At 67.2% G+C, this 17,866-nt stretch carries 14 protein-coding genes; 9 read left to right on the top strand and 5 right to left on the bottom strand.

What is annotated here, in order from left to right; genetic code table 11:
• The first annotated feature begins 7 nt into the window (after positions 1-7).
• Genes GW587_RS05345 through GW587_RS05325 form a run of 5 tightly spaced genes read left to right on the top strand, consistent with a single transcriptional unit; the run spans position 8 to position 5,118 of the window.
• Positions 8-367, top strand: coding sequence for an STAS domain-containing protein (locus tag GW587_RS05345; RefSeq protein ID WP_166099540.1), 360 nt, complete (start codon positions 8-10; stop codon positions 365-367).
• A complete protein-coding gene (locus GW587_RS05340; RefSeq protein ID WP_166099537.1) occupies positions 364-834 on the top strand; it encodes an anti-sigma regulatory factor in 471 nt (156 codons plus the stop codon). The genes GW587_RS05345 and GW587_RS05340 overlap by 4 nt, the downstream gene beginning before the upstream one ends.
• Positions 822-1,844, top strand: coding sequence for a SpoIIE family protein phosphatase (locus GW587_RS05335; protein WP_166099533.1), 1,023 nt, complete (start codon positions 822-824; stop codon positions 1,842-1,844). Before GW587_RS05340 ends, GW587_RS05335 begins: the two co-directional genes overlap by 13 nt.
• Positions 1,841-3,217: an ATP-binding protein gene (locus GW587_RS05330; protein WP_166099530.1), complete on the top strand. Its 1,377-nt coding sequence runs from the start codon at positions 1,841-1,843 to the stop codon at positions 3,215-3,217. Before GW587_RS05335 ends, GW587_RS05330 begins: the two co-directional genes overlap by 4 nt.
• Positions 3,214-5,118 carry a hybrid sensor histidine kinase/response regulator gene (locus GW587_RS05325; protein WP_166099527.1) on the top strand — a complete coding sequence of 635 codons (1,905 nt, stop codon included), beginning with the start codon at positions 3,214-3,216 and terminating at the stop codon, positions 5,116-5,118. The genes GW587_RS05330 and GW587_RS05325 overlap by 4 nt, the downstream gene beginning before the upstream one ends.
• A gap of 4 nt (positions 5,119-5,122) precedes the next feature.
• On the opposite strand, the gene GW587_RS05320 is transcribed toward GW587_RS05325, so the two are convergent.
• Together GW587_RS05320 and GW587_RS05315 are read right to left on the bottom strand one after the other, a co-directional pair.
• Entirely contained in the window at positions 5,123-6,094 is a 972-nt protein-coding gene (locus GW587_RS05320; protein WP_166099524.1) for a GlxA family transcriptional regulator, read from the bottom strand.
• Positions 6,094-7,071, bottom strand: coding sequence for an SLAC1 family transporter (locus tag GW587_RS05315; protein WP_166099521.1), 978 nt, complete (start codon positions 7,069-7,071; stop codon positions 6,094-6,096). Before GW587_RS05315 ends, GW587_RS05320 begins: the two co-directional genes overlap by 1 nt.
• 213 nt (positions 7,072-7,284) lie before the next feature.
• Here GW587_RS05315 and GW587_RS05310 point away from each other — a divergent pair, with 213 nt between their 5' ends.
• Both GW587_RS05310 and GW587_RS05305 read left to right on the top strand, forming a co-directional pair.
• Positions 7,285-10,029 carry a bifunctional diguanylate cyclase/phosphodiesterase gene (locus tag GW587_RS05310; protein ID WP_166099519.1) on the top strand — a complete coding sequence of 915 codons (2,745 nt, stop codon included), beginning with the start codon at positions 7,285-7,287 and terminating at the stop codon, positions 10,027-10,029.
• Between the two features lie 13 nt (positions 10,030-10,042).
• A complete protein-coding gene (locus tag GW587_RS05305) occupies positions 10,043-10,963 on the top strand; it encodes a bestrophin family protein (protein WP_166099516.1) in 921 nt (306 codons plus the stop codon).
• A gap of 25 nt (positions 10,964-10,988) precedes the next feature.
• Here the strand turns inward: GW587_RS05305 and GW587_RS05300 are convergent, their stop codons facing one another.
• The 3 genes from GW587_RS05300 to GW587_RS05290 form a co-directional block, all read right to left on the bottom strand.
• Positions 10,989-12,263, bottom strand: coding sequence for an EAL domain-containing response regulator (locus GW587_RS05300; RefSeq protein ID WP_166099513.1), 1,275 nt, complete (start codon positions 12,261-12,263; stop codon positions 10,989-10,991).
• On the bottom strand, positions 12,260-13,945 hold the full coding sequence (locus GW587_RS05295) for a methyl-accepting chemotaxis protein (protein ID WP_166099511.1): 1,686 nt from the start codon (positions 13,943-13,945) through the stop codon (positions 12,260-12,262). Before GW587_RS05295 ends, GW587_RS05300 begins: the two co-directional genes overlap by 4 nt.
• 110 nt (positions 13,946-14,055) lie before the next feature.
• The gene (locus GW587_RS05290; RefSeq protein ID WP_166099509.1) at positions 14,056-15,510 is read right to left on the bottom strand and encodes an aminotransferase-like domain-containing protein; all 1,455 of its coding nucleotides are present in this window, start codon (positions 15,508-15,510) and stop codon (positions 14,056-14,058) included.
• 195 nt (positions 15,511-15,705) lie between these two features.
• On the opposite strand from GW587_RS05290, the gene GW587_RS05285 reads away from it, so the two are divergent.
• Together GW587_RS05285 and GW587_RS05280 are read left to right on the top strand one after the other, a co-directional pair.
• Complete coding sequence (locus GW587_RS05285; protein ID WP_166099507.1) at positions 15,706-17,148, top strand: sensor histidine kinase; 1,443 nt, start codon at positions 15,706-15,708, stop codon at positions 17,146-17,148.
• Positions 17,135-17,758, top strand: coding sequence for a response regulator transcription factor (locus tag GW587_RS05280; protein WP_166099505.1), 624 nt, complete (start codon positions 17,135-17,137; stop codon positions 17,756-17,758). Before GW587_RS05285 ends, GW587_RS05280 begins: the two co-directional genes overlap by 14 nt.
• The last annotated feature ends 108 nt before the right edge of the window (positions 17,759-17,866 follow it).

The following is a 17,866-nucleotide window of genomic DNA, read 5'->3' as shown; positions in this document are numbered from 1 at the left end:
GTCGCCTATGGAACGCATACCTATTCTGCGCATCGGCGACCTGCTGCTGGTGACGATCCAGGTCGACATGCATGACCGCCTGGCGATGACCCTGCAGGACGACCTGACCGAGCGCATCGTGCGCGACGCCGCCAAGGGGGTGTTGATCGACATCTCGGCGCTCGATCTGGTCGATTCCTTCATCGGCCGCATGATCAGCAACACGGCGGCGATGGCGCGCGTGCTGGACGCGCAGACCGTGTTGGTCGGCATGCAGCCGGCGGTGGCGATCACGCTGGTGGAGCTGGGGTTGACGCTGCCGGGCGTGAAGACCGCGCTCAACGTCGAGAAAGGCATGGCCTTGCTCGGGAAGAGTTATCTGCGATGAACATGAACCAGGCACCCGAGGCGGTGCGGTTTAGTTCGCGGCTCCTGAACACAACCGGGCGCGAGATCCAGAACAGCGCGACGCTGCCGCTGCACACCGACGAACATGTGGTCGGCGTGCGCAAGGTGGTGCGCGAGCACGCGCTGGAGCTGAAACTGAGCCTGGTCGAGCAGACCAAGCTGGTGACGGCCGCCAGCGAACTGGCGCGCAACACCATCAAGTACGGTGGCGGCGGCATGGTGCTGGCGCAGATGCTGTCGGACGGCGTGCGGCGCGGCCTGCGGCTGGTGTTCGCCGACGACGGCCCCGGCATCCTGGACATCGAGCAGGCGCTGCGCGATGGGTTCACCAGCGGCGGCGGCCTCGGTCTCGGCTTGGGCGGCGCCAAAAGACTGGTCGACGAATTCGACATCGATTCACGTGGAGGCGAGGGCACTGCGGTAGCTATCATCAAATGGAAAAAATAATCAGTTCGCTGGATACCCCTACGTGGGTAGGCATCACACATGCCAGCGATATCGCTGCGGCGCGCCGCGTCGGCCAGCGCATGGCGCAGCAGCAGGGCTTCGACGACACCCGCGCCGGCCAATTGGCCATCATCATCACCGAGCTGGCCACCAATATGCTCAAGCACGCCGGTGAGGGCCGGATATCGCTGTCGTTCGCCTACGGCGGCGAGGCTTGCGGCATCGATGTATTGGGTTTCGATCGCGGTCCCGGCATCGCCAACCTTGGCGCGGCGCTGCGCGACGGCATGTCCAGCGCCGGCACCGCGGGCACCGGATTGGGCGCGCTGCGCCGGCTGTCGGATCAATTCGACGTCTACGCACCGCGCGGCAAGGGTGCGGTATTCTTCATGCGCCTCTGGGCCGGCGCGGCGCCGGCGGTGCAGCCGCAATCGGGCGGCGTATGTCTGCCGCTGGCGGGCGAGACCGAGAGCGGCGACGCCTGGGCGGTGGCGCGGCAGCGGCATGAGATCGCGCTGCTGATGGTCGACGGCCTCGGTCACGGACCGGAGGCGGCCAAGGCCGCCAAGGCCGCCATCGACGCGATGACGCTGCAGCCGTCGCTGCGGCCGGCCGAGCAGGTCGAGGTGTGCCACGCAGCGCTGCGCTCCACGCGCGGCGCTGCGCTGGCGGTGGCGCTGCTCGACCCGGCGGCGCGGCAGTTGCGTTTCTCCGGCGTCGGCAACATCGGCGCCTGCATCGTCGATGGTGGACCACGGCGCCAGCTGGTGTCGCACAACGGCATCGTCGGCCACAATATGCGCAAGGTGCAGGAATTCACGCTGCCGTGCGAACCCGGCGCGCTGGTGATTCTGGCCAGCGACGGCATCACCACGCAGTGGGATCTGGACCAGCATCCGGGTCTGGTCGCCTGCGACCCGGCGATCATCGCCGCCGTGCTGCTGCGCGATTACGCGCGCGGCCGCGACGACGCCAGCGTGCTGGTGCAGCGCGTGCCGGAGGCCGCATGAGCGGCGCGACCCGCATCCTGCAGGTCGGCATCGACAGCGAACCCGATGTGGTGATGGTGCGCCAGCGCGCGCGGCAGATTTCGGCGTTGCTGGGCTTCAGCGTGCAGGACCAGGTGCGGGTGGCGACGGCGGTGTCGGAAGTGGCGCGCTGCGCCTACGGCCGGCTGTCGGGAGGAAGGGCGCAGTTCGCGCTCGACCTGCAGGGCCGCGCGCAGATGCTGATCGTGACCATACGCGCCGACGGCGCCGCGGCGCGCGCGCTGCCGCTGGCGGCGGGGGCCGAGGCGGAAAGCCTGGCCGCGCAACTGGACAACGCGGTCATCACCGCGCAGCGGCTGATGGACGGTTGCACCGTGCGCCAGGGACTGGAGTCGACGCTGCATGTGGAGATGTGCAAGGAGATCACGGGCCGCCAGCGCATCGACGCCGCCGGCTTGAACCGCCTCGGCGCGCAGCTGGCCGCCAGTCCGGTGCAGAACACCTATTCCGAGATGCAGCAGCAGAACCGCGAGCTGGCGTCGGCGCTGGCCGAGCTGCGCGAGCGCCAGGACGACCTGCTGGCGCTGACGCGCGAGCTGGAGGACACCAACCGCGGCGTGGTCGCGCTGTACGCCGAGATCGAGGAAAAGGCCGAGCGTCTTCGCAAGGCCGACGAGATGAAATCGCGCTTCCTGTCCAACACCAGCCACGAACTGCGCACGCCGCTCAGCTCCATTCGCGCGCTGGCCAAGCTGCTGCTGGACCGCATGGACGGCGAGCTGTCGGTGGAGCAGGAGCGCCAGGTCGGTTTCATCGCGGTCGCCGCCGCCGATCTGTCGGAGCTGGTCAACGACTTGCTCGATCTGGCCAAGATCGAAGCCGGCAAGGTGGAAATGAACGTCGCGCCGATGGAGGTGGCCACGCTGTTCAGCGCCCTGAAAGGCATGTTGCGCCCGCTGTCGCGCAGTCCGGAGGTGGAGCTGGTGTTCGTGCCGCCGGCCGAGCCGCAGACGGTGCTGACCGACGAGGGAAAAGTGGCGCAGATCCTGCGCAACTTCATCTCCAACGCGCTGAAGTTCACCGAAGCGGGCGCGGTCACGGTCGCGCTGCGCGACAACGGCGAAGCCGACCATGTCACCTTCGCCGTCAGCGATACTGGGATCGGCATCAGCGCCGACCATCTGCAATTGATTTTCGAGGAGTTCAGCCAGATCGAACATCCGCTGCAACGCCGCTCCAAGGGGACTGGCCTGGGCTTGCCGCTGTGCCGCAAGCTCGCCACCCTGTTGGGCGGCACGGTGGATGTCGAGAGCGTGGCGGGCTCCGGCTCCACCTTCATCCTGCGTCTGCCGCGCCAGTACCAAACGTCCGACAGTGAAGGATATGGTTCATGATGAAAGATAAACCCGTGAGCAACCACGATATTCTGATCCTTAATGTCGACGACAACGACGGCGCGCGCTATGTGAAGACCCGCATCCTGCAAGGCGCGGGCTTCCAGGTGGCGGAGGCGGCCAACGGCACCGACGCGCTGGCGCTGGCGCGGCGGCTGGTGCCGGCGCTGGTGCTGCTGGACGTCAAACTCCCGGACATCAACGGCATCGAAGTGTGCCGCCAGATCAAGGCCGACGCCGCGACCTCGCTGGTGCTGGTGCTGCAGACCTCGGCCGCGCTGACCGGCCGCGACGACAAGATCCGTGGCCTGGAGGGCGGCGCCGACAATTATCTGGCGGCGCCGATCGAAGCCGACGAACTGGTGGCCAACGTCAACGCGCTGCTGCGCTTGCAGCGCACCCAGGCCGACCTGCGCAACAGCGAGGAACGCTTCCGCCAGCTGACCGACAATATCGAGGATGTGTTCTGGATGTTCGGCTTGTACAGCAACGAGCTGCTCTACGTCAGCAAGGCCTACGAGGCGATGTGGGACCGTCCGGCGGCGCAATTGCAGGAACGTCCCGGCGACTGGATCGACGGCATCGACCCCGACGACCGCGACGAAGTCGAAACGCAGTGGCGCGCCTTGCAACAGGGTGGTCACTATGAGCAGGAATACCGCGTGCGGCGCGGCGACGGTACCGTATGCTGGGTGCGCGACCGCGCCTTCATGGTGCGCAACGCCAGCGACGCGCCATACCGCATCGCCCGCATCACCAGCGACATCACGCACCGCAAGGAGATGGAAGGACTGCTGCATGCGGCGGACGAGAACAAGAACGACTTCCTGGCCACGCTGGCGCACGAGCTGCGCAACCCTTTGAGCCCGATCCGCAACGCGGTGGCCTTGATGGGACAGGCGCCGGCCGAACAGGTGGAGCTGCACCGCAAGGCGCGCGAAGTGATCGTGCGCCAGGTCAGTCATTTGTCGCGGCTGGTGGACGATCTGCTGGACGTGGCGCGCATCTCCGAGGGCAAGCTGACCTTGCAGCTGCAACAGGTGGAGCTGCACGCGGTGCTGGAGCCGGCGATGGAAACCGTGGCGCCGCTGCTGCAATCGCGCGGCCACGCGTTGACGGTCGAGGTGCCGCCGCAGCCGATCTGGCTGCACGCCGATCCGGTGCGGCTGGCGCAGGCCATCGGCAATCTGCTGCACAACGCCGCCAAGTTCACCAACCGCGACGGCCGTATCAAGCTGGCGGTGACGCTGCCCGGTGAAGGCCGGGTGCGGATCGCGGTGTCCGACAACGGCATCGGCATCACCGACTACAACCTGCCGCGCATCTTCAACATGTTCTCGCAGGGCGCCGCGACGCAGGACCGGGTCCACGACGGTCTCGGCATCGGCCTGTCGCTGGTGTCGACGCTGGCGCGCATGCACGGCGGCGGCGTGACCGCCGACAGCCCCGGCATCGACCAGGGCAGCACCTTCACCATCGAGCTGCCGTTGGCGGCATCGCCGGAGGAAGCCCAGGCGGTTCAGGCATCGGCCTTGGCGCCGGGCGCGCGCCGCTTGCTGCTGGTCGACGACAACGCCGACTCGGCCGACGTGATGGGCGAGCTGCTGCGCGCCATGGGACACCAGGTGCATGTGGCGCACGACGCCGAAGGCGCGATGGCGCTGGCGCGGGCCCATCCCCACGACGCCATCATCCTCGATATCGGCCTGCCGAATATCGACGGCTACATGCTGGCGCGGATGATGCGCGCCGATCCGTTGCTGGCCTCGACGCGGCTGATCGCCCACACCGGCTACGGCTCCGACACGGACCGGCAAAAGACCGCCGACGCGGGCTTCGACTTCCACCTGGTCAAACCGGCGGATTTCGACCTTCTGGAGCGTACGCTGGCCGGGCTTTGACCGCCTAGGGGGCGGTCTTCGCCACGCCGAAGCTGTCGCGGTACTGGTTGGGCGTGACGCCGAAGCGTTGCGCGAACACCAGCCGCATGCGCGCCGCGCTGCCGAAGCCGCAGCGCCAGGCGATGGTCTTGAGCGCCAGCTCGCTGCCCTCCAGCAGGTTGCGGGCGGCGTCGACGCGGGCGCGCTGCACGAATTCGGCCGGCGTCACCGCCATCTCCTCGACGAACTTGCGGGCGAAATTGCGCGCGCTCATGCCGGCCACCTCGGCCAGGTGCTCGACCGACAGCGATTCCGCCAGATGCTCCATCACGTAGTTCTGGATCACGGCGGCCAGCGCGTCCGGCGCGGCGGCGTCCGACAGATAAGGACTGAACTGCGACTGGCCGCCCTGGCGCTGCGCCAGCACCAGCAGCCGCTTGGCCACCGCCAGCGCCACCGCCGGCCCGTGATCCTCCGCCACCAATGCCAAGGCCAGGTCGATGCCGGCCGTGACGCCGGCCGACGTCACCAGACCGCCGTCGCGCACATGGATGCGGTCATGCTCGATCCGCGCCGATGGGAACTGCGCCGCCAGCTGCGCGGCGTCGCTCCAGTGGGTGGTGGCGCGCCTGCCGTCCAACAGGCCGGCGCGGCCCAGCAGGAAGGCGCCGGTGCAGATCGAGCCGTAGCGCGGCACCTTGTGCGCCACGGCGCGCAGCCAGGCCGACAGTCGCGGGTGATCCGGCGCCTGCGGCAGTTGCGGGCCGCCGGCCACCAATACGATATCGTAGTCGGTGCCGGCGTCTTCCAGGCCCAGGTCCGCGCCCAGTTGCTGGCCGTTGGACGCGCGGATCGGGTAGGGCGCGGTGCCGACCGTGACCAGCCGATAGCCCCGGCCGGCATCGACATAGTCGTTGGCCTCGGCGAAGACATCCATCGGACCGGAGACGTCCAGCGACTGCACGCCGGGGAACAGCACCAGGGCGACCGTCTTCATCAGGCGCGGCCCGGCGCCGGTGCGGCTTGCGGCGCGGCCGGGAAGTAGCCGCCGCGCGCCAGCAGCCGCAGCGAACCGACGGCCACGTACAGCACCAGCAGCAGCGTCGCCACGAACACCGCGCCGGCGACGGCTTCCAGTATCCGGCTCGGGTTGTTGCGGGCCATCAGCATCAAGCCCTGGCCCAGCGTGGCGAGGCCGAAAGTGTAGGCCCAATAGCCGGGCGCGAAGTCCTGCTGCGCCAGCCACGGCATCGCGAACCCCATTCCGGCGAACACGAACAACGCATAGCCGGCCAGCGCATAGGTCACCGCCGCGCTGGCGTCGGCGCCGGCCAGCACCTGGTACGCCACCAGGGCCACCACCGGCGGCGCGCTGTAGATGCCCATGAAGTTGCGGGTCTTGTCGGCCAGGCCGCCGGTCATCAACTGGTGGGTGATCGCCGAGTCGAGGATCAGCCACGAGATGGCGCCGGCGCCGAACAGCATCCAGCCGTAATCGACGTAGCCGAAAATGCCGGCAGCCAGCGCATTGACCAGCACACTGGCGGTATAGGGCAGGAACAGCGGCGGCACGATCTGCGCGGCGTCGCGCCTGGCGCTCCAGTGCGCGGCCAGGCGCCAGGCGCCGTAGCCCACGTTGACGGCGGAGCCGAGCCAGAACAGCGGCGTGGCGGCCGCCAGCCAGTACGGCTGCAGCGCCAGCGCGACCAGGATCAGCGATTCCGGGATCAGCGCCAGGAAGGCCGACTGCACCGGATCGCGGGTTTCGGCCACGGCGGCGGCGCGGTGCGCCATCCATTTGTGCGCGTACAGCGCCATGAACAGCACGAAGGACAGCACGGCCAGCGCCTGCAGCACCTCGCCGGCCAGGGGCGGCAAGGCCCACAGATTGTGGGCGAAGCGCCAGGCGTTGCCGGTTTCGGCCAGTCCCAGCGTCAGCGCGAAGAAGGAGGCGGGCAGCAGTTTGGTTTTCATGGTCGTCAGTTTTCGGTGGGTGAGCGATGAACTGAGTTTAGGTCGAATCGCTGTCGGCATAAACCGATCGAATGGATCGAATCCTGCCAATGTAGCACCGATTCATGCCGGGCAGGGCGCATTAAACCTTGGTATGAGTTTGCATACCAAGGTGCGATTTCGCCGGTTCCTGATTAAACCTACATTAGCGTTATGGCATATATGGAGGGGATCATGGACCAGCAGAACGATAAAAAACCTCGGACCGTGCGGGCGGAATGGCTGATGTTGTCCTTTGTGCTGGTGTTCAGCGGCCTGCTGATCGCCTACTTCATCTGGAACGAACGCAGCCTGCTGATGGCCTCCAACGTCGAGCGCATGCGCTTGCAGACGCTGATCATCGACGAGAACCTCAGCCGCCAGCTGGAAGGCGTGCGCAGTGCGCTCGACAGCGCACGCAGCGCGTTGCGCGAGACCAGCGGCTGCACTTCCGACTGCCGCCGCATCCTGCTGCAATCGCTGAAGCGCGCCATGCCCGGCGTGCGCGCGCTGGTGATGGTGAACCGGCGCGGCGCCATCGTCATGTCCGACGACGACCTGCGCGACAGCCGCCTTGACGACAGCGACTACACCAGCAAGGTGGAAAGCATGCGCGACGCGGATACACTGTACCTGTCGCAACCTTACGAGAACACGCCTGGCGTATTCAATCTCAAGCTGTCGATGGCGGTGGTGACCGCCGACGGCGGCAACAATGGCGCGGTCAGCGCCATCCTCAATCCGGAATATTTCGACGCCGTGATGCGTTCCGCCCTGTACGCGCCGGATATGAACAGCGCCATCACCGAGGACAGCGGCCGCCGCATCCTGTTCGTGCCGGCCGATCCGGCGGCGATGCGCAACACCGCCGCCGCGCCGGACCCGTTCTTCGTCCGCCACCGCGGCAGCGGCCGCACCGACACCGTGCTGGAAGGCGCCGCCGTCAACGGCGAGCGGCGCCTGGTGGTGCAGCGCACGATGCTGTTGAGCGGACTGGGATTGGACAAGACGCTGGTGGTCAGCCTGGGCCGCAACCAGGCGGTGATCAATATGGGCTGGCACAGCATGGCGTGGACCTGCGGGCTGGCGTGGCTGCTGTTCGGCGTCATGTCGAGCAGCGCGCTGGTGCTGGTGCAGCGCCGCCGCAGCGTGCTGGAAGACCTGGAGACCGCGCGCGCCGAAGAGCAGGCCGCCGCCGCCGAGAAAATCGAACTGGCGCTCAACGGCGCCAACCTGGGATTGTGGGACTGGGAGATGGCCGGCGACACCCGCATCGTCGACGGCCGCGCCGCCGCCATGCTGGGCTACACGCTGGAGGAGCAGTACGCCGAAACGCTGCAATGGCGCCGGTTGGTGCATCCCGACGACATCCCCGGCCTCGATGCGGCGCTGGCCGCCCACCTGGCCGACGAATCGCGTTCTTACGAGGCCGAGTACCGCATGCGCCATCGCGCCGGCCACTGGGTCTGGCTGCAGAGCAGGGGACGGATCGTCGAGCACACGCCGGAAGGCGCGCCGCTGCGCATGCTGGGCACGCGCATGGACATCAGCGCGCGCAAGCTGGCGGAGGCGGAGATCGCCCACCTGGCCTTCTACGACGGACTGACCAACCTGCCGAACCGGCGCCTGCTGCTGGACCGCCTGCACCACGCCATCGCCAAGGCCGCGCGCAGCGGCAATCACGGCGCGGTGCTGTTCGTCGACCTGGACAACTTCAAATCGCTGAACGACACCATGGGCCACGACATGGGCGATCGGCTGCTGGAGATGGTGGCGTTCCGCCTGCAGGAAGTCACGCGCGAGACCGACACCGTGGCGCGCCTGGGCGGCGACGAATTCGTGATCCTGCTGGAGGACCTGGGGGCAGATCCGCAGCAAGCGCTGGACAATGCGGCCGGCGTGGCCGGCAAGGTGCTGGAAGCCCTGAGCCGCACGTATCCCCTGGACGGCCACGATCTGCGCAGCACGCCGAGCATCGGCGTGGTGCTGTTCGGGCTTGAGCACCACACCATCAACGACCTGTTGCGCCAGGCCGACATGGCGATGTATGAAGCCAAGGCGGCCGGCCGCGCCACCTTCCGCTTCTTCGATCCACGCATGCAGGTGGCGTTGGACGCTTCCGCCTCGCTGGAGGCCGACCTGCGTTGCGCGCTGCAACGCGGCGAGCTGCAACTGCACTATCAACCGGTGGTGGACGCCACCGGCCGCACCACCGGCGTGGAAGCGCTGCTGCGCTGGATACATCCGCAGCGCGGCTTGATCGGACCGGCCGACTTCATCCCGCAGGCCGAGAAATCCGGGCTCATTTTGGAACTGGGCGAGTGGGTGCTGGAGCAGGCCTGTGGTCAGCTGGTGCAATGGTCGCTCAACGCCGATACCGCGCACCTGACGATGGCGGTCAACGTCAGCGCGCGGCAGTTCCGTCAGCCGACGTTCGTCGAGAAGGTGCTGCGGGTGCTGGACCAGACCGGCGCCGATCCGCGCCTGCTCAAGCTGGAGCTGACCGAGAGTATGCTGCTGACCGACATGGACGAAGTGATCGCGCGCATGACGACGCTGAAGGCGCATGGCGTCGGCTTCGCGCTGGACGATTTCGGCACCGGTTACTCGTCGCTCAGCTACCTCAAGCTGCTGCCGATCGACCAGCTGAAGATAGACCGCTCGTTCGTGCACGACATGCTGCTGACGCGGCACGCGTCGAGCATCGTGCGCGCCATCGTCACGCTGGCCTACAGCATGGATCTGGACGTTGTGGCGGAAGGCGTGGAAAGCCGCGAGCAATGGTCGGCGCTGGAAGCGATCGGCTGCACCTCGTTCCAGGGCTATCTGTTCGGCCGTGCCGCGCCCGCGCTGCCCGCCGTGTCTGTGCTCCCTGCCCACGTTGTGAACTGTACTCATGCTGAGGAGGCCGGCGCAATTATGCTGGACATGACAACATAAGGAGCATCGGCGCATGATCGTCCGTGAGCGCATGAACTGGTGGCGCATGCTGTTCGTCTGGAACGGCTCGGTGCTGAAGTCAATCATCCCGCAGCTGCTGGTGATGCTGGCCGTCAGCTCGCTGGCGGTGCTGACCGATGGCCGCGTCCTTGGCGTCAAGATTCCATTGGATACGGTGCCGTTTCCGCTGGTAGGCGTCAGCCTGGCGATTTTCCTCGGCTTCCGCAACAACGCCTCATATGCGCGCTATGTCGAGGCGCGGCAGATCTGGGGCCGCATCCTGATCGCGGCGCGGGCGCTGACTTCGCAGGCGATCAACTACCTGCCGTCCGAAGACGACGGCTTCGCGCGCAAGCTGTTCACGCGCCGCCTGATCGCCTTCGTCTATGCCCTGACGCACCAGCTGCGTCGCACCGATCCGATGCCGGACTTGGCGCGTTACCTGGAAAAGGACGAGCTGGAACAGTTGCGCGGCATGGCCTACATTCCGGTGGCGCTGCTGGATCGCCTGCGTTTGATGCTGGCCAAGGCCGCGCGCCGGCGGCAGGGCCACGAGCAGGTGCTGTGGATGCTGGACGCGCAGGTCGGCGAGCTGGCTGCGGCGGTCGGCGGCTGCGAACGGATCAGCAATACGCCTATTCCTTATGCCTACGGGGTGCTGATGCACCGCACCGTGTATCTGTACTGCTTCCTGCTGCCTTTCGGGCTGGTCGACGCCATCGGCATCGCCACGCCGCTGATCTCCGTGTTTGTCGCCTACACGCTGTTCGCGCTGGAGGCGATCGCGCAGGAAATCGCCGAGCCATTCGGCACCGATCCGAATTGCCTGGCGCTGCACGCCATGACCCGCAACATCGAACGCTCCGTGATGGAGCAGTGCGGTGAGGCGATGCCGGCGGCGATCGAGCCGTGCGATCGCTACACCATCGATTGATCGAGCGCCGTCAGCGGCGCAGCGCCTACAGCGAAGGGCGCAGCTGTACCACCTTTCCCTTGCCGGTAAATTCGCCGCCCGCTTCCGAGGCGGCTGCGGCGTTGCCGGCGCTCCATGACGGCAGCGCGGCGGCGGGCATCGGGCGCCCGACCAGATAGCCTTGCGCCAGGTCGCAGCCCAGTTCCAGCATCAGCCTTCTGTCTTGCTGCGTCTCGATTCCTTCGGCGACCGTCACTACCTTCAGTTCGCGCGCGGCGGCGATGGTGTTGCGCAGCAGTGGACGCATATGTGGGCGCTCGGCGGCGCGGTGCACCAGGCGCCGGTCCAGCTTCAATTCGTTGAACGGAAAGCGCGACAGTTGCAGCAGCGAGGCGTGGCCGGCGCCATAGTCGTCGAGCGACAGGCCAAAGCCGTGCAGGCGCAGTTTGATCAGGATGCGCAGCGCCGTCGCCAGGTCGGCGATTTCGGCTTGTTCGGTGATCTCGAAGGTGATGTGCTCGGGCGGCACGCCGGCGGCGGCGGTTGCCGCGATCAGTTGGCCGGCGAGGTGGGGATCGGATAGCGACAGCGGCGACAGGTTGATCGCCAACGGCAGCGTCAGGCCGATCGCGTTCCAGCCGCGCCAGTCGGCCAGGGCCAGGTTGACGACTTCCATCGTCAGCAAGTCGATTAGCCCTGCGGCTTCGGTGTGCGGCAGGAAGGCATTGGGCATTAGCAAGCCGTGCAAAGGGTGGCGCCAGCGCACCAGCGCTTCGACTCCTTGCAGCGTGCCGTTGCGCAGGGCGATCTTGGGCTGGTAGTGCAGTTCGAACTGGTGCGCTGTCAATGCGGCCAATAGCCGTTCGCCGTCGGGTGGCGGTGCGGCATCCGGCGCCGGCGCGGGCCGGAGCGGCATATGCGCGCGCGCCGCCGCCGGGACGCAGGCTTGGACGGCAGCCTGCAGTGCTTGCGGTTGCAGTGGTTTTGGTATGGCGCCCAGGGGCGGCAGGCCCAGTGTTACCGCCAGCGTCAAGGCCGCGTCTTGCAGTCGTGCGCAGGCGCGGCTGCAGATGGCGATGCTGATGTCGCGCTCCAGCATGGACAGGGTGAGTATCAGGTCGGCGCCGTCCATGTCTGGCAGGTGGAGGTCGATGATCGCCAGGTCCGGCGGGGCCGGCAGAGATTCGATCAGCTCCAGCCCGGCGGCGGCGCTGTCGGCCCAACCGTTGACGATGATGCCGAGCCGCCGGCATAGCGCCAGCGTATATTCGCGGTCGTCCGCGTCGGCATCGATGACGACCGCACGCAAGCCGGGCGTCATGCCGGCATCCGCCGGCTGCGCGCGGAGCGGTCGTGGACCAGCGTCAGCGCCGGCGTCGCCGCCGGAGCCTGCGGGCGATGCGGGCGGTGCGGGCCATGCGGCGCGAGGCCGGCTGCGGCGGGACCGCCCGGCGCGATCTTGAAGCGGTCGACCGCGCTGGCGAGTTGGCCCGATTTGTTCTGCAGCGATTGCGCCGCAGCCGCCACCTGCTCGACCAGCGCCGCGTTCTGCTGCGTGCCCTGGTCCATCTGCATCACCGCCTGGTTGATGGCGACGATGCCCTGGTGCTGCTCGGCGCTGGCGTCGCGGATCTGGCCCATGATGCTCTCCACCCGTGCCACGCTGTCGACGATGTCCCGCATCGCATCGCCGGCCTGGCGCACTTCCTCGCCGCCGGCGCCGGCCTGTTCCACCGCCGTCCCGATCAAGCCGCCGATCTGCCGCGCCGCGTCGGCCGAACGATGCGCAAGCTGGCGCACCTCGGTCGCGACCACGGCGAAACCTCGGCCAGCGTCGCCGGCGCGCGCGGCTTCCACCGCCGCGTTCAAGGCCAGGATATTGGTCTGGAAGGCGATGCCGTCGATCAGGCCGATAATGTCCGCCATCTGCGCCGCCGAACTGCGTATCGCCTCCATGCGCCCGGTGACGGCCGCCACCGCCGCGCCGCCTTTGCCTGCGGCTTCGGACGCCTGCACTGCCAAGGTATTGGCGTGCCGCGCATGATCCGCGTTCTGTTGCACGGTCACGGTCAACTGCTCCATCGCCGCCGCCGTCTCCTGCAGGCTGGACGCCTGCTGCTCGGTGCGCGACGACAAATCCAGATTGCCGCCGGCGATCTGGCCGGAAGCGGCGGCGATGGTCTCGGTATCGGCGCGTACCTGGGCCACCAGCTTGCTCAGGTTATCGCGCATATGCTCCATCTCGTACAACATGCTGCGGCTATCGCCGGCGCGCAGCGGGATCGCTCCGGACAAATCGCCGTCGGCGATGCGGGCGGCGGTGCGGGCCGCCTGTTCCGGCTCGCCGCCCAGGTCGCGACGCAGCCGATTGATGATCAGGCCCGCAGCCAGCGCGGACACCAGCAGCGACACCACGCCCAGCCCCAGCATCTTCAGGCGCGTGGCGGCATAGGCTTGCACCGCCTGCTCGCGCGACTGGTTCATCAGGTTCACTTCATTGCCGATCTGGCTGGCCAGCGCATCGCGGCAGGCCTGCAACATGGGCTTGAGGTGGGTGTTCAGATAATCCCTGGCCTCTTCGCCGCGTCCCGCCAGCTCCAGCGCGATCAGCTCCTGCTGGCCGTTCACGTATTCCTGCCACGCGAGCTGTACCCGCGCCAGCGCCTCGCGTCCGGTAGGCGTGGTGACGCGGCGGTCCAGCGCGGCGATGCTGGCGGCGGCGTCGTCGCGATAGCTCTTGATGTTGTCGACCTGGCGCCGGCGCACGGCGGCATCCTCGGTCAGCATCAGGTTGCGCAGCGAGACCGCGATGTCGGTCACGCGCAGACGCACGTCGGTGGCCAGTTCGATCTTGGGCCAGCGATCATCGGCGATGCTGGCGGTGACGGCGTTGAGTTTGGCCTGTTCGCTCAGGGCCAGCGCAATGGCTGCGGCGAGGAAGGCGCAGGTCAGGCCGAAGCCGATGGCAAGCAGGCTGGCGACCTTGAGGCGGGCGTTTTTCATGGATATCGGTCCGTTCGGGAGAGACTCATACACGCAAGGCGCGCGCTGCCACGCCGGAGCAGGGGCGCCGGCATGTTCCCAGAATATGTCAGACAGCGACGGGTGGACGGCTACAGATTGGCCTTTATGCGAGGAGCACAGTTGGAACACAGCTCTCCGACCAACAGCCCCAGTGTGCGGACAGCGGCCTCCACTTCGGGCGTCCACGGATAGCTGTAGTTGAGGCGAATGCAGTGCCGGAAGGCGTCGCCGGTGGCGAAGATATTCCCGGCGCCGATGCTGATGCCGCGTTCCTGCGCGCGTGCGTACAGCTCCAGCGCCTGCACGCCGTCGGGCAGCGTCACCCATAGCAGATAGCCGCCGGCCGGTTGCGACACGCTGGTCCCCTGCGGGAAGAAGCGCGACACCGCCGCCGCCATGATGCTCGCCTGCTGCGCGTAGGTCTTGCGCACCTTGCGCAGGTGGTAGTCGTAGCCGTCGTTTTGCAGGTATTCGGCGATCGCCAGCTGCGGCAGCGCCGCCGTGTTGATCGCGTTGAGGAACTTGAGCTTTTCCACCTGCGCCCTGTAGCGGCCGGGCAGCGCCCAACCGATGCGGTAGGATGGGCTGAGCGTCTTGGAAAAGGAATTACAATGCAGGACCAGGCCGCGCGTGTCGTAGTTCTTCAGCGAGCTGGGATGGACGTCGCCGTAGTACAGCTCATGATAGACGTCGTTCTCGATCACCGGCACGTCGTGCCGCGCCAGCATCTCGACCATCGCCTGCTTGCGCGCATCGCTCATCTGGAAGCCTTGCGGATTCTGGAAGTTGGGCATGACCATGCAGGCCGCCACGCCCTGTTCGACGATGGCGCGTTCCAGCGCCTCCAAGTCGATGCCCTCGACCGGATCGGTTTCGATCTCCACCACGCGCATCTGCATGCGCTCGATCGCCTGCAGCAACGCGTAGTAGGTCGGCGTCTCGACCGCGATCAGGCTGCCCGGCGCGGTCACCGCCTGCAGGCACAGATTGAGCGCCTCGGTGGCGCCGGTGGTGACGATGATCTCGGCGCTGTCCACCGCCAGCCCGTTCTCCAGGTGGCGGCGCGCGATCTGGCGGATCAGTTCAGGATTCCCAGGCGGCAGGTCGGTGCTGATAGCGATCTGGCTGCTGCGGCGCGAGATGCTGTTGGCGTACTGGTTCAGCCGCGCCCACGGGAACAGCGCGGGATCGGGATAGGGAGAGCCCAGCGGCACGCTGCCCTGGTGGATCGAGCGCAGCGTGGTCAGCACGAATTCACTGGTGTCGAAGGTCTCGCCGCGCGCCATCTCGGCCGCCAGCAGCGGCTCGCCGGACTGCGCCTGCGCCAGCGCGGCCGGCCGGCGGCGCACGAAGTAGCCGGACTGCGGCCGGCTCTCGATCACGCCCTGGCTTTCCAGCAGCAGGAAGGCGCGGATCACGGTCGACACGCTCAGATTGTGGTGCTGGCTGGTCTGGCGCACCGAGGGTATGCGCTCGCCTTCGCGGATGACGCCCTGGCTGATCTGGGCGGCGATATCGGCTGCCAGGCTTTCGTACAATTTCACGGTTGCTCTCCCGCTAGGCAATGACCGAAGCGTAGCGCAATCCATGGGGCGGCGATACTATACCTCGGTCTATTATTTTCTTCATAACCTATACTGGAGTATAGGATGCGGCGTAGCTATTCCGCACTATAATTGGCGCGATTGCCAACATAAATTATAAGGACAGGCATGTTACGGGTACCAAGCACTCCCTGGTTGTCTGCGCTGCTCATCCTTCTCACGCTGTCGATCTTCGCGCTGGACACCTTCACGCCGCTCGACATGGCCATCGCCGTGATGTACGTGGTGGTGGTGCTGCTGTCGGCCAGCGTGTGGCAGCGGCGCGGCGTGCTGCTGACCGTCGGCGTTTGTCTGACGCTGACGCTGACCTCCTATGTGCTGACCCACACCGTTGTGTTTTCCGGCGCCGCCTTCGGCCGCATGACGGTCGGCCTGCTGGCGATCAGCATCACCGCCTTCCTCGCGCTGCGCGGCCAAGCCGCCACCAACGCGCTGCTGGCGCGCGAATACGCGCTGCGCCGCAGCGAAGCCTTCCTGGCCGGCACCCAGCGCATCAGCAAGACCGGCAGCTTCAGTTTCAAGGTGCCCGGCGGCGAGATGTACTGGTCCGACGAGGCGGCCCGCATTTTCGGCTATCCGCTGGACGTCCCGCCCACCACGGAGCGGGTGCTGAAGCACACCGCGCCCGAGGATCTGCACCTGGTGCAGGCATCGTTCGAACGCTCGCTCCGCTGCGAGGGCGAGATCGACCTGCGCCACCGCCTGCTGATGCCGGACGGCGCGTTGAAATACGTGCACGTGCTGGCCCGCCCGCAGTACGGCAAGGACGGCGACTGCGAATACCTCGGCGCGCTGACCGATGTGACGGCGTCGGTGCTGGCCGAACAGGCGTTGCACCGCTCGCAGGTGCAACTGGCGCACGCCACCCGCGTCACCATGCTGGGCGAGCTTGCCGCGTCGATCGCGCATGAGGTCAATCAACCGCTGGCCGCCATCTCGACCAACGGCGAGGCCTGCCTGCGCTGGCTGAACCGTCCGCAGCCCGAGATGGACGAGGCGCGCGCCACCGTCAACAGCATCCTCGAAGCGAGCCAGCGCGCCACCGGCGTGATCCGGCGCATCCGCGCGCTGGCGCGGCGCAGCGATCCGCAGCACGCGCCGTTGGACCTGAACACGGTGGTCGAGGAGAGCGTCGACCTGGTTCGGCGCGAGCTGGATAACCACCAGGTGGCGTTGATGCTGTCGCTGGCGCCTGGCGCGCTGCCGACCAGCGGCGACCGGGTGCAGCTGCAACAGGTGATCATCAATTTGCTGATGAACGCGATGCAGGCGATGGCCGTGTGCGCGCCGGGCCAGGCGGTGCTGACGCTGCACACCCAGCGCATCCGCCATGAAGACACGGACTCCGTACAACTCAGCGTCAGCGACTCCGGCCCCGGCATCCCGCCCGACGCCATGCCGCGTTTGTTCGAAGCCTTCTACAGCACCAAGCAGGACGGCATGGGCATGGGACTGCCGATCTGCCGTTCGATCATCGAAACCCACGGCGGCCGGATCTGGGTCCGCCAGCCCGCGCCGGACAGCCCCGTGGCCGGCGCCACCATCCTTTTCTCGCTGCCCATCCATGAACCAGATTGATTATTCCGACGCGCTGGTCTATATCGTCGACGACGAGGAACCGCTGCGCGACGCCATTTCCAGCCTGCTGCGCTCCGTCGGCATGCGCATCGCCGCCTTCCCGTCGGTGGCCGCCTTCCTGGCCGCGCCGCGCCCCGATGTCACCAGCTGCCTGCTGCTGGACGTGCGGCTGCAAGGCGTCAGCGGACTCGATTTCCAGGCCGACCTGAATCGCGACGGCGTTGCGCTGCCGATCATCTTCATGACCGGGCACGGCGACATCCCGATGTCGGTGCGGGCGATGAAGGCCGGCGCCATCGACTTCCTGGCCAAGCCGTTCCGTGACCAGGATCTGCTGGACGCCATCCACACCGCGTTGCAGGCCGATTGCGGCCGGCGCCGGCGCGACCAGGCGTTGCAGGGCCTGACCGCGCGCTACGCCACGCTGACCCCGCGCGAGCGCGAGATCATGGGCCTGGCCGCGCGCGGTCTGATGAACAAGCAGATCGCCGGCGAGGTGGGCACCAGCGAGATCACGGTCAAGATCCATCGCGGCAACGCCATGCGCAAGATGGAGGCCAAGACCTTCGCCGACCTGGTGCGGATGGCCGAGGCGCTGGGCCTTGCCTGACCATAGGCATGACCATTGACATGAGCGTTGGCATGACCTATACCCACGTATAATTTCGTCAAACTTCCCCGGACTGTATTGTTCTCCCATGCGCTGGATGGCCGCGAG

It is taken from the genome of Duganella aceris (assembly GCF_011090165.1).
GTDB lineage: Bacteria > Pseudomonadota > Gammaproteobacteria > Burkholderiales > Burkholderiaceae_D > Rugamonas > Rugamonas aceris.
The sequence above is the reverse complement of the archived record's forward strand: the minus strand, read 5'-3'. Positions and strand labels throughout refer to the sequence as shown.

Coding starts and splice junctions, on each gene's coding strand:
- GW587_RS05345 (WP_166099540.1), top strand. CDS start 8: ATGGAACGCATACCTATTCTGCGCATCGGCGACCTGCTGCTGGTGACG.
- GW587_RS05340 (WP_166099537.1), top strand. CDS start 364: ATGAACATGAACCAGGCACCCGAGGCGGTGCGGTTTAGTTCGCGGCTC.
- GW587_RS05335 (WP_166099533.1), top strand. CDS start 822: ATGGAAAAAATAATCAGTTCGCTGGATACCCCTACGTGGGTAGGCATC.
- GW587_RS05330 (WP_166099530.1), top strand. CDS start 1,841: ATGAGCGGCGCGACCCGCATCCTGCAGGTCGGCATCGACAGCGAACCC.
- GW587_RS05325 (WP_166099527.1), top strand. CDS start 3,214: ATGATGAAAGATAAACCCGTGAGCAACCACGATATTCTGATCCTTAAT.
- GW587_RS05320 (WP_166099524.1), bottom strand. CDS start 6,094: ATGAAGACGGTCGCCCTGGTGCTGTTCCCCGGCGTGCAGTCGCTGGAC.
- GW587_RS05315 (WP_166099521.1), bottom strand. CDS start 7,071: ATGAAAACCAAACTGCTGCCCGCCTCCTTCTTCGCGCTGACGCTGGGA.
- GW587_RS05310 (WP_166099519.1), top strand. CDS start 7,285: ATGGACCAGCAGAACGATAAAAAACCTCGGACCGTGCGGGCGGAATGG.
- GW587_RS05305 (WP_166099516.1), top strand. CDS start 10,043: ATGATCGTCCGTGAGCGCATGAACTGGTGGCGCATGCTGTTCGTCTGG.
- GW587_RS05300 (WP_166099513.1), bottom strand. CDS start 12,263: ATGACGCCCGGCTTGCGTGCGGTCGTCATCGATGCCGACGCGGACGAC.
- GW587_RS05295 (WP_166099511.1), bottom strand. CDS start 13,945: ATGAAAAACGCCCGCCTCAAGGTCGCCAGCCTGCTTGCCATCGGCTTC.
- GW587_RS05280 (WP_166099505.1), top strand. CDS start 17,135: ATGAACCAGATTGATTATTCCGACGCGCTGGTCTATATCGTCGACGAC.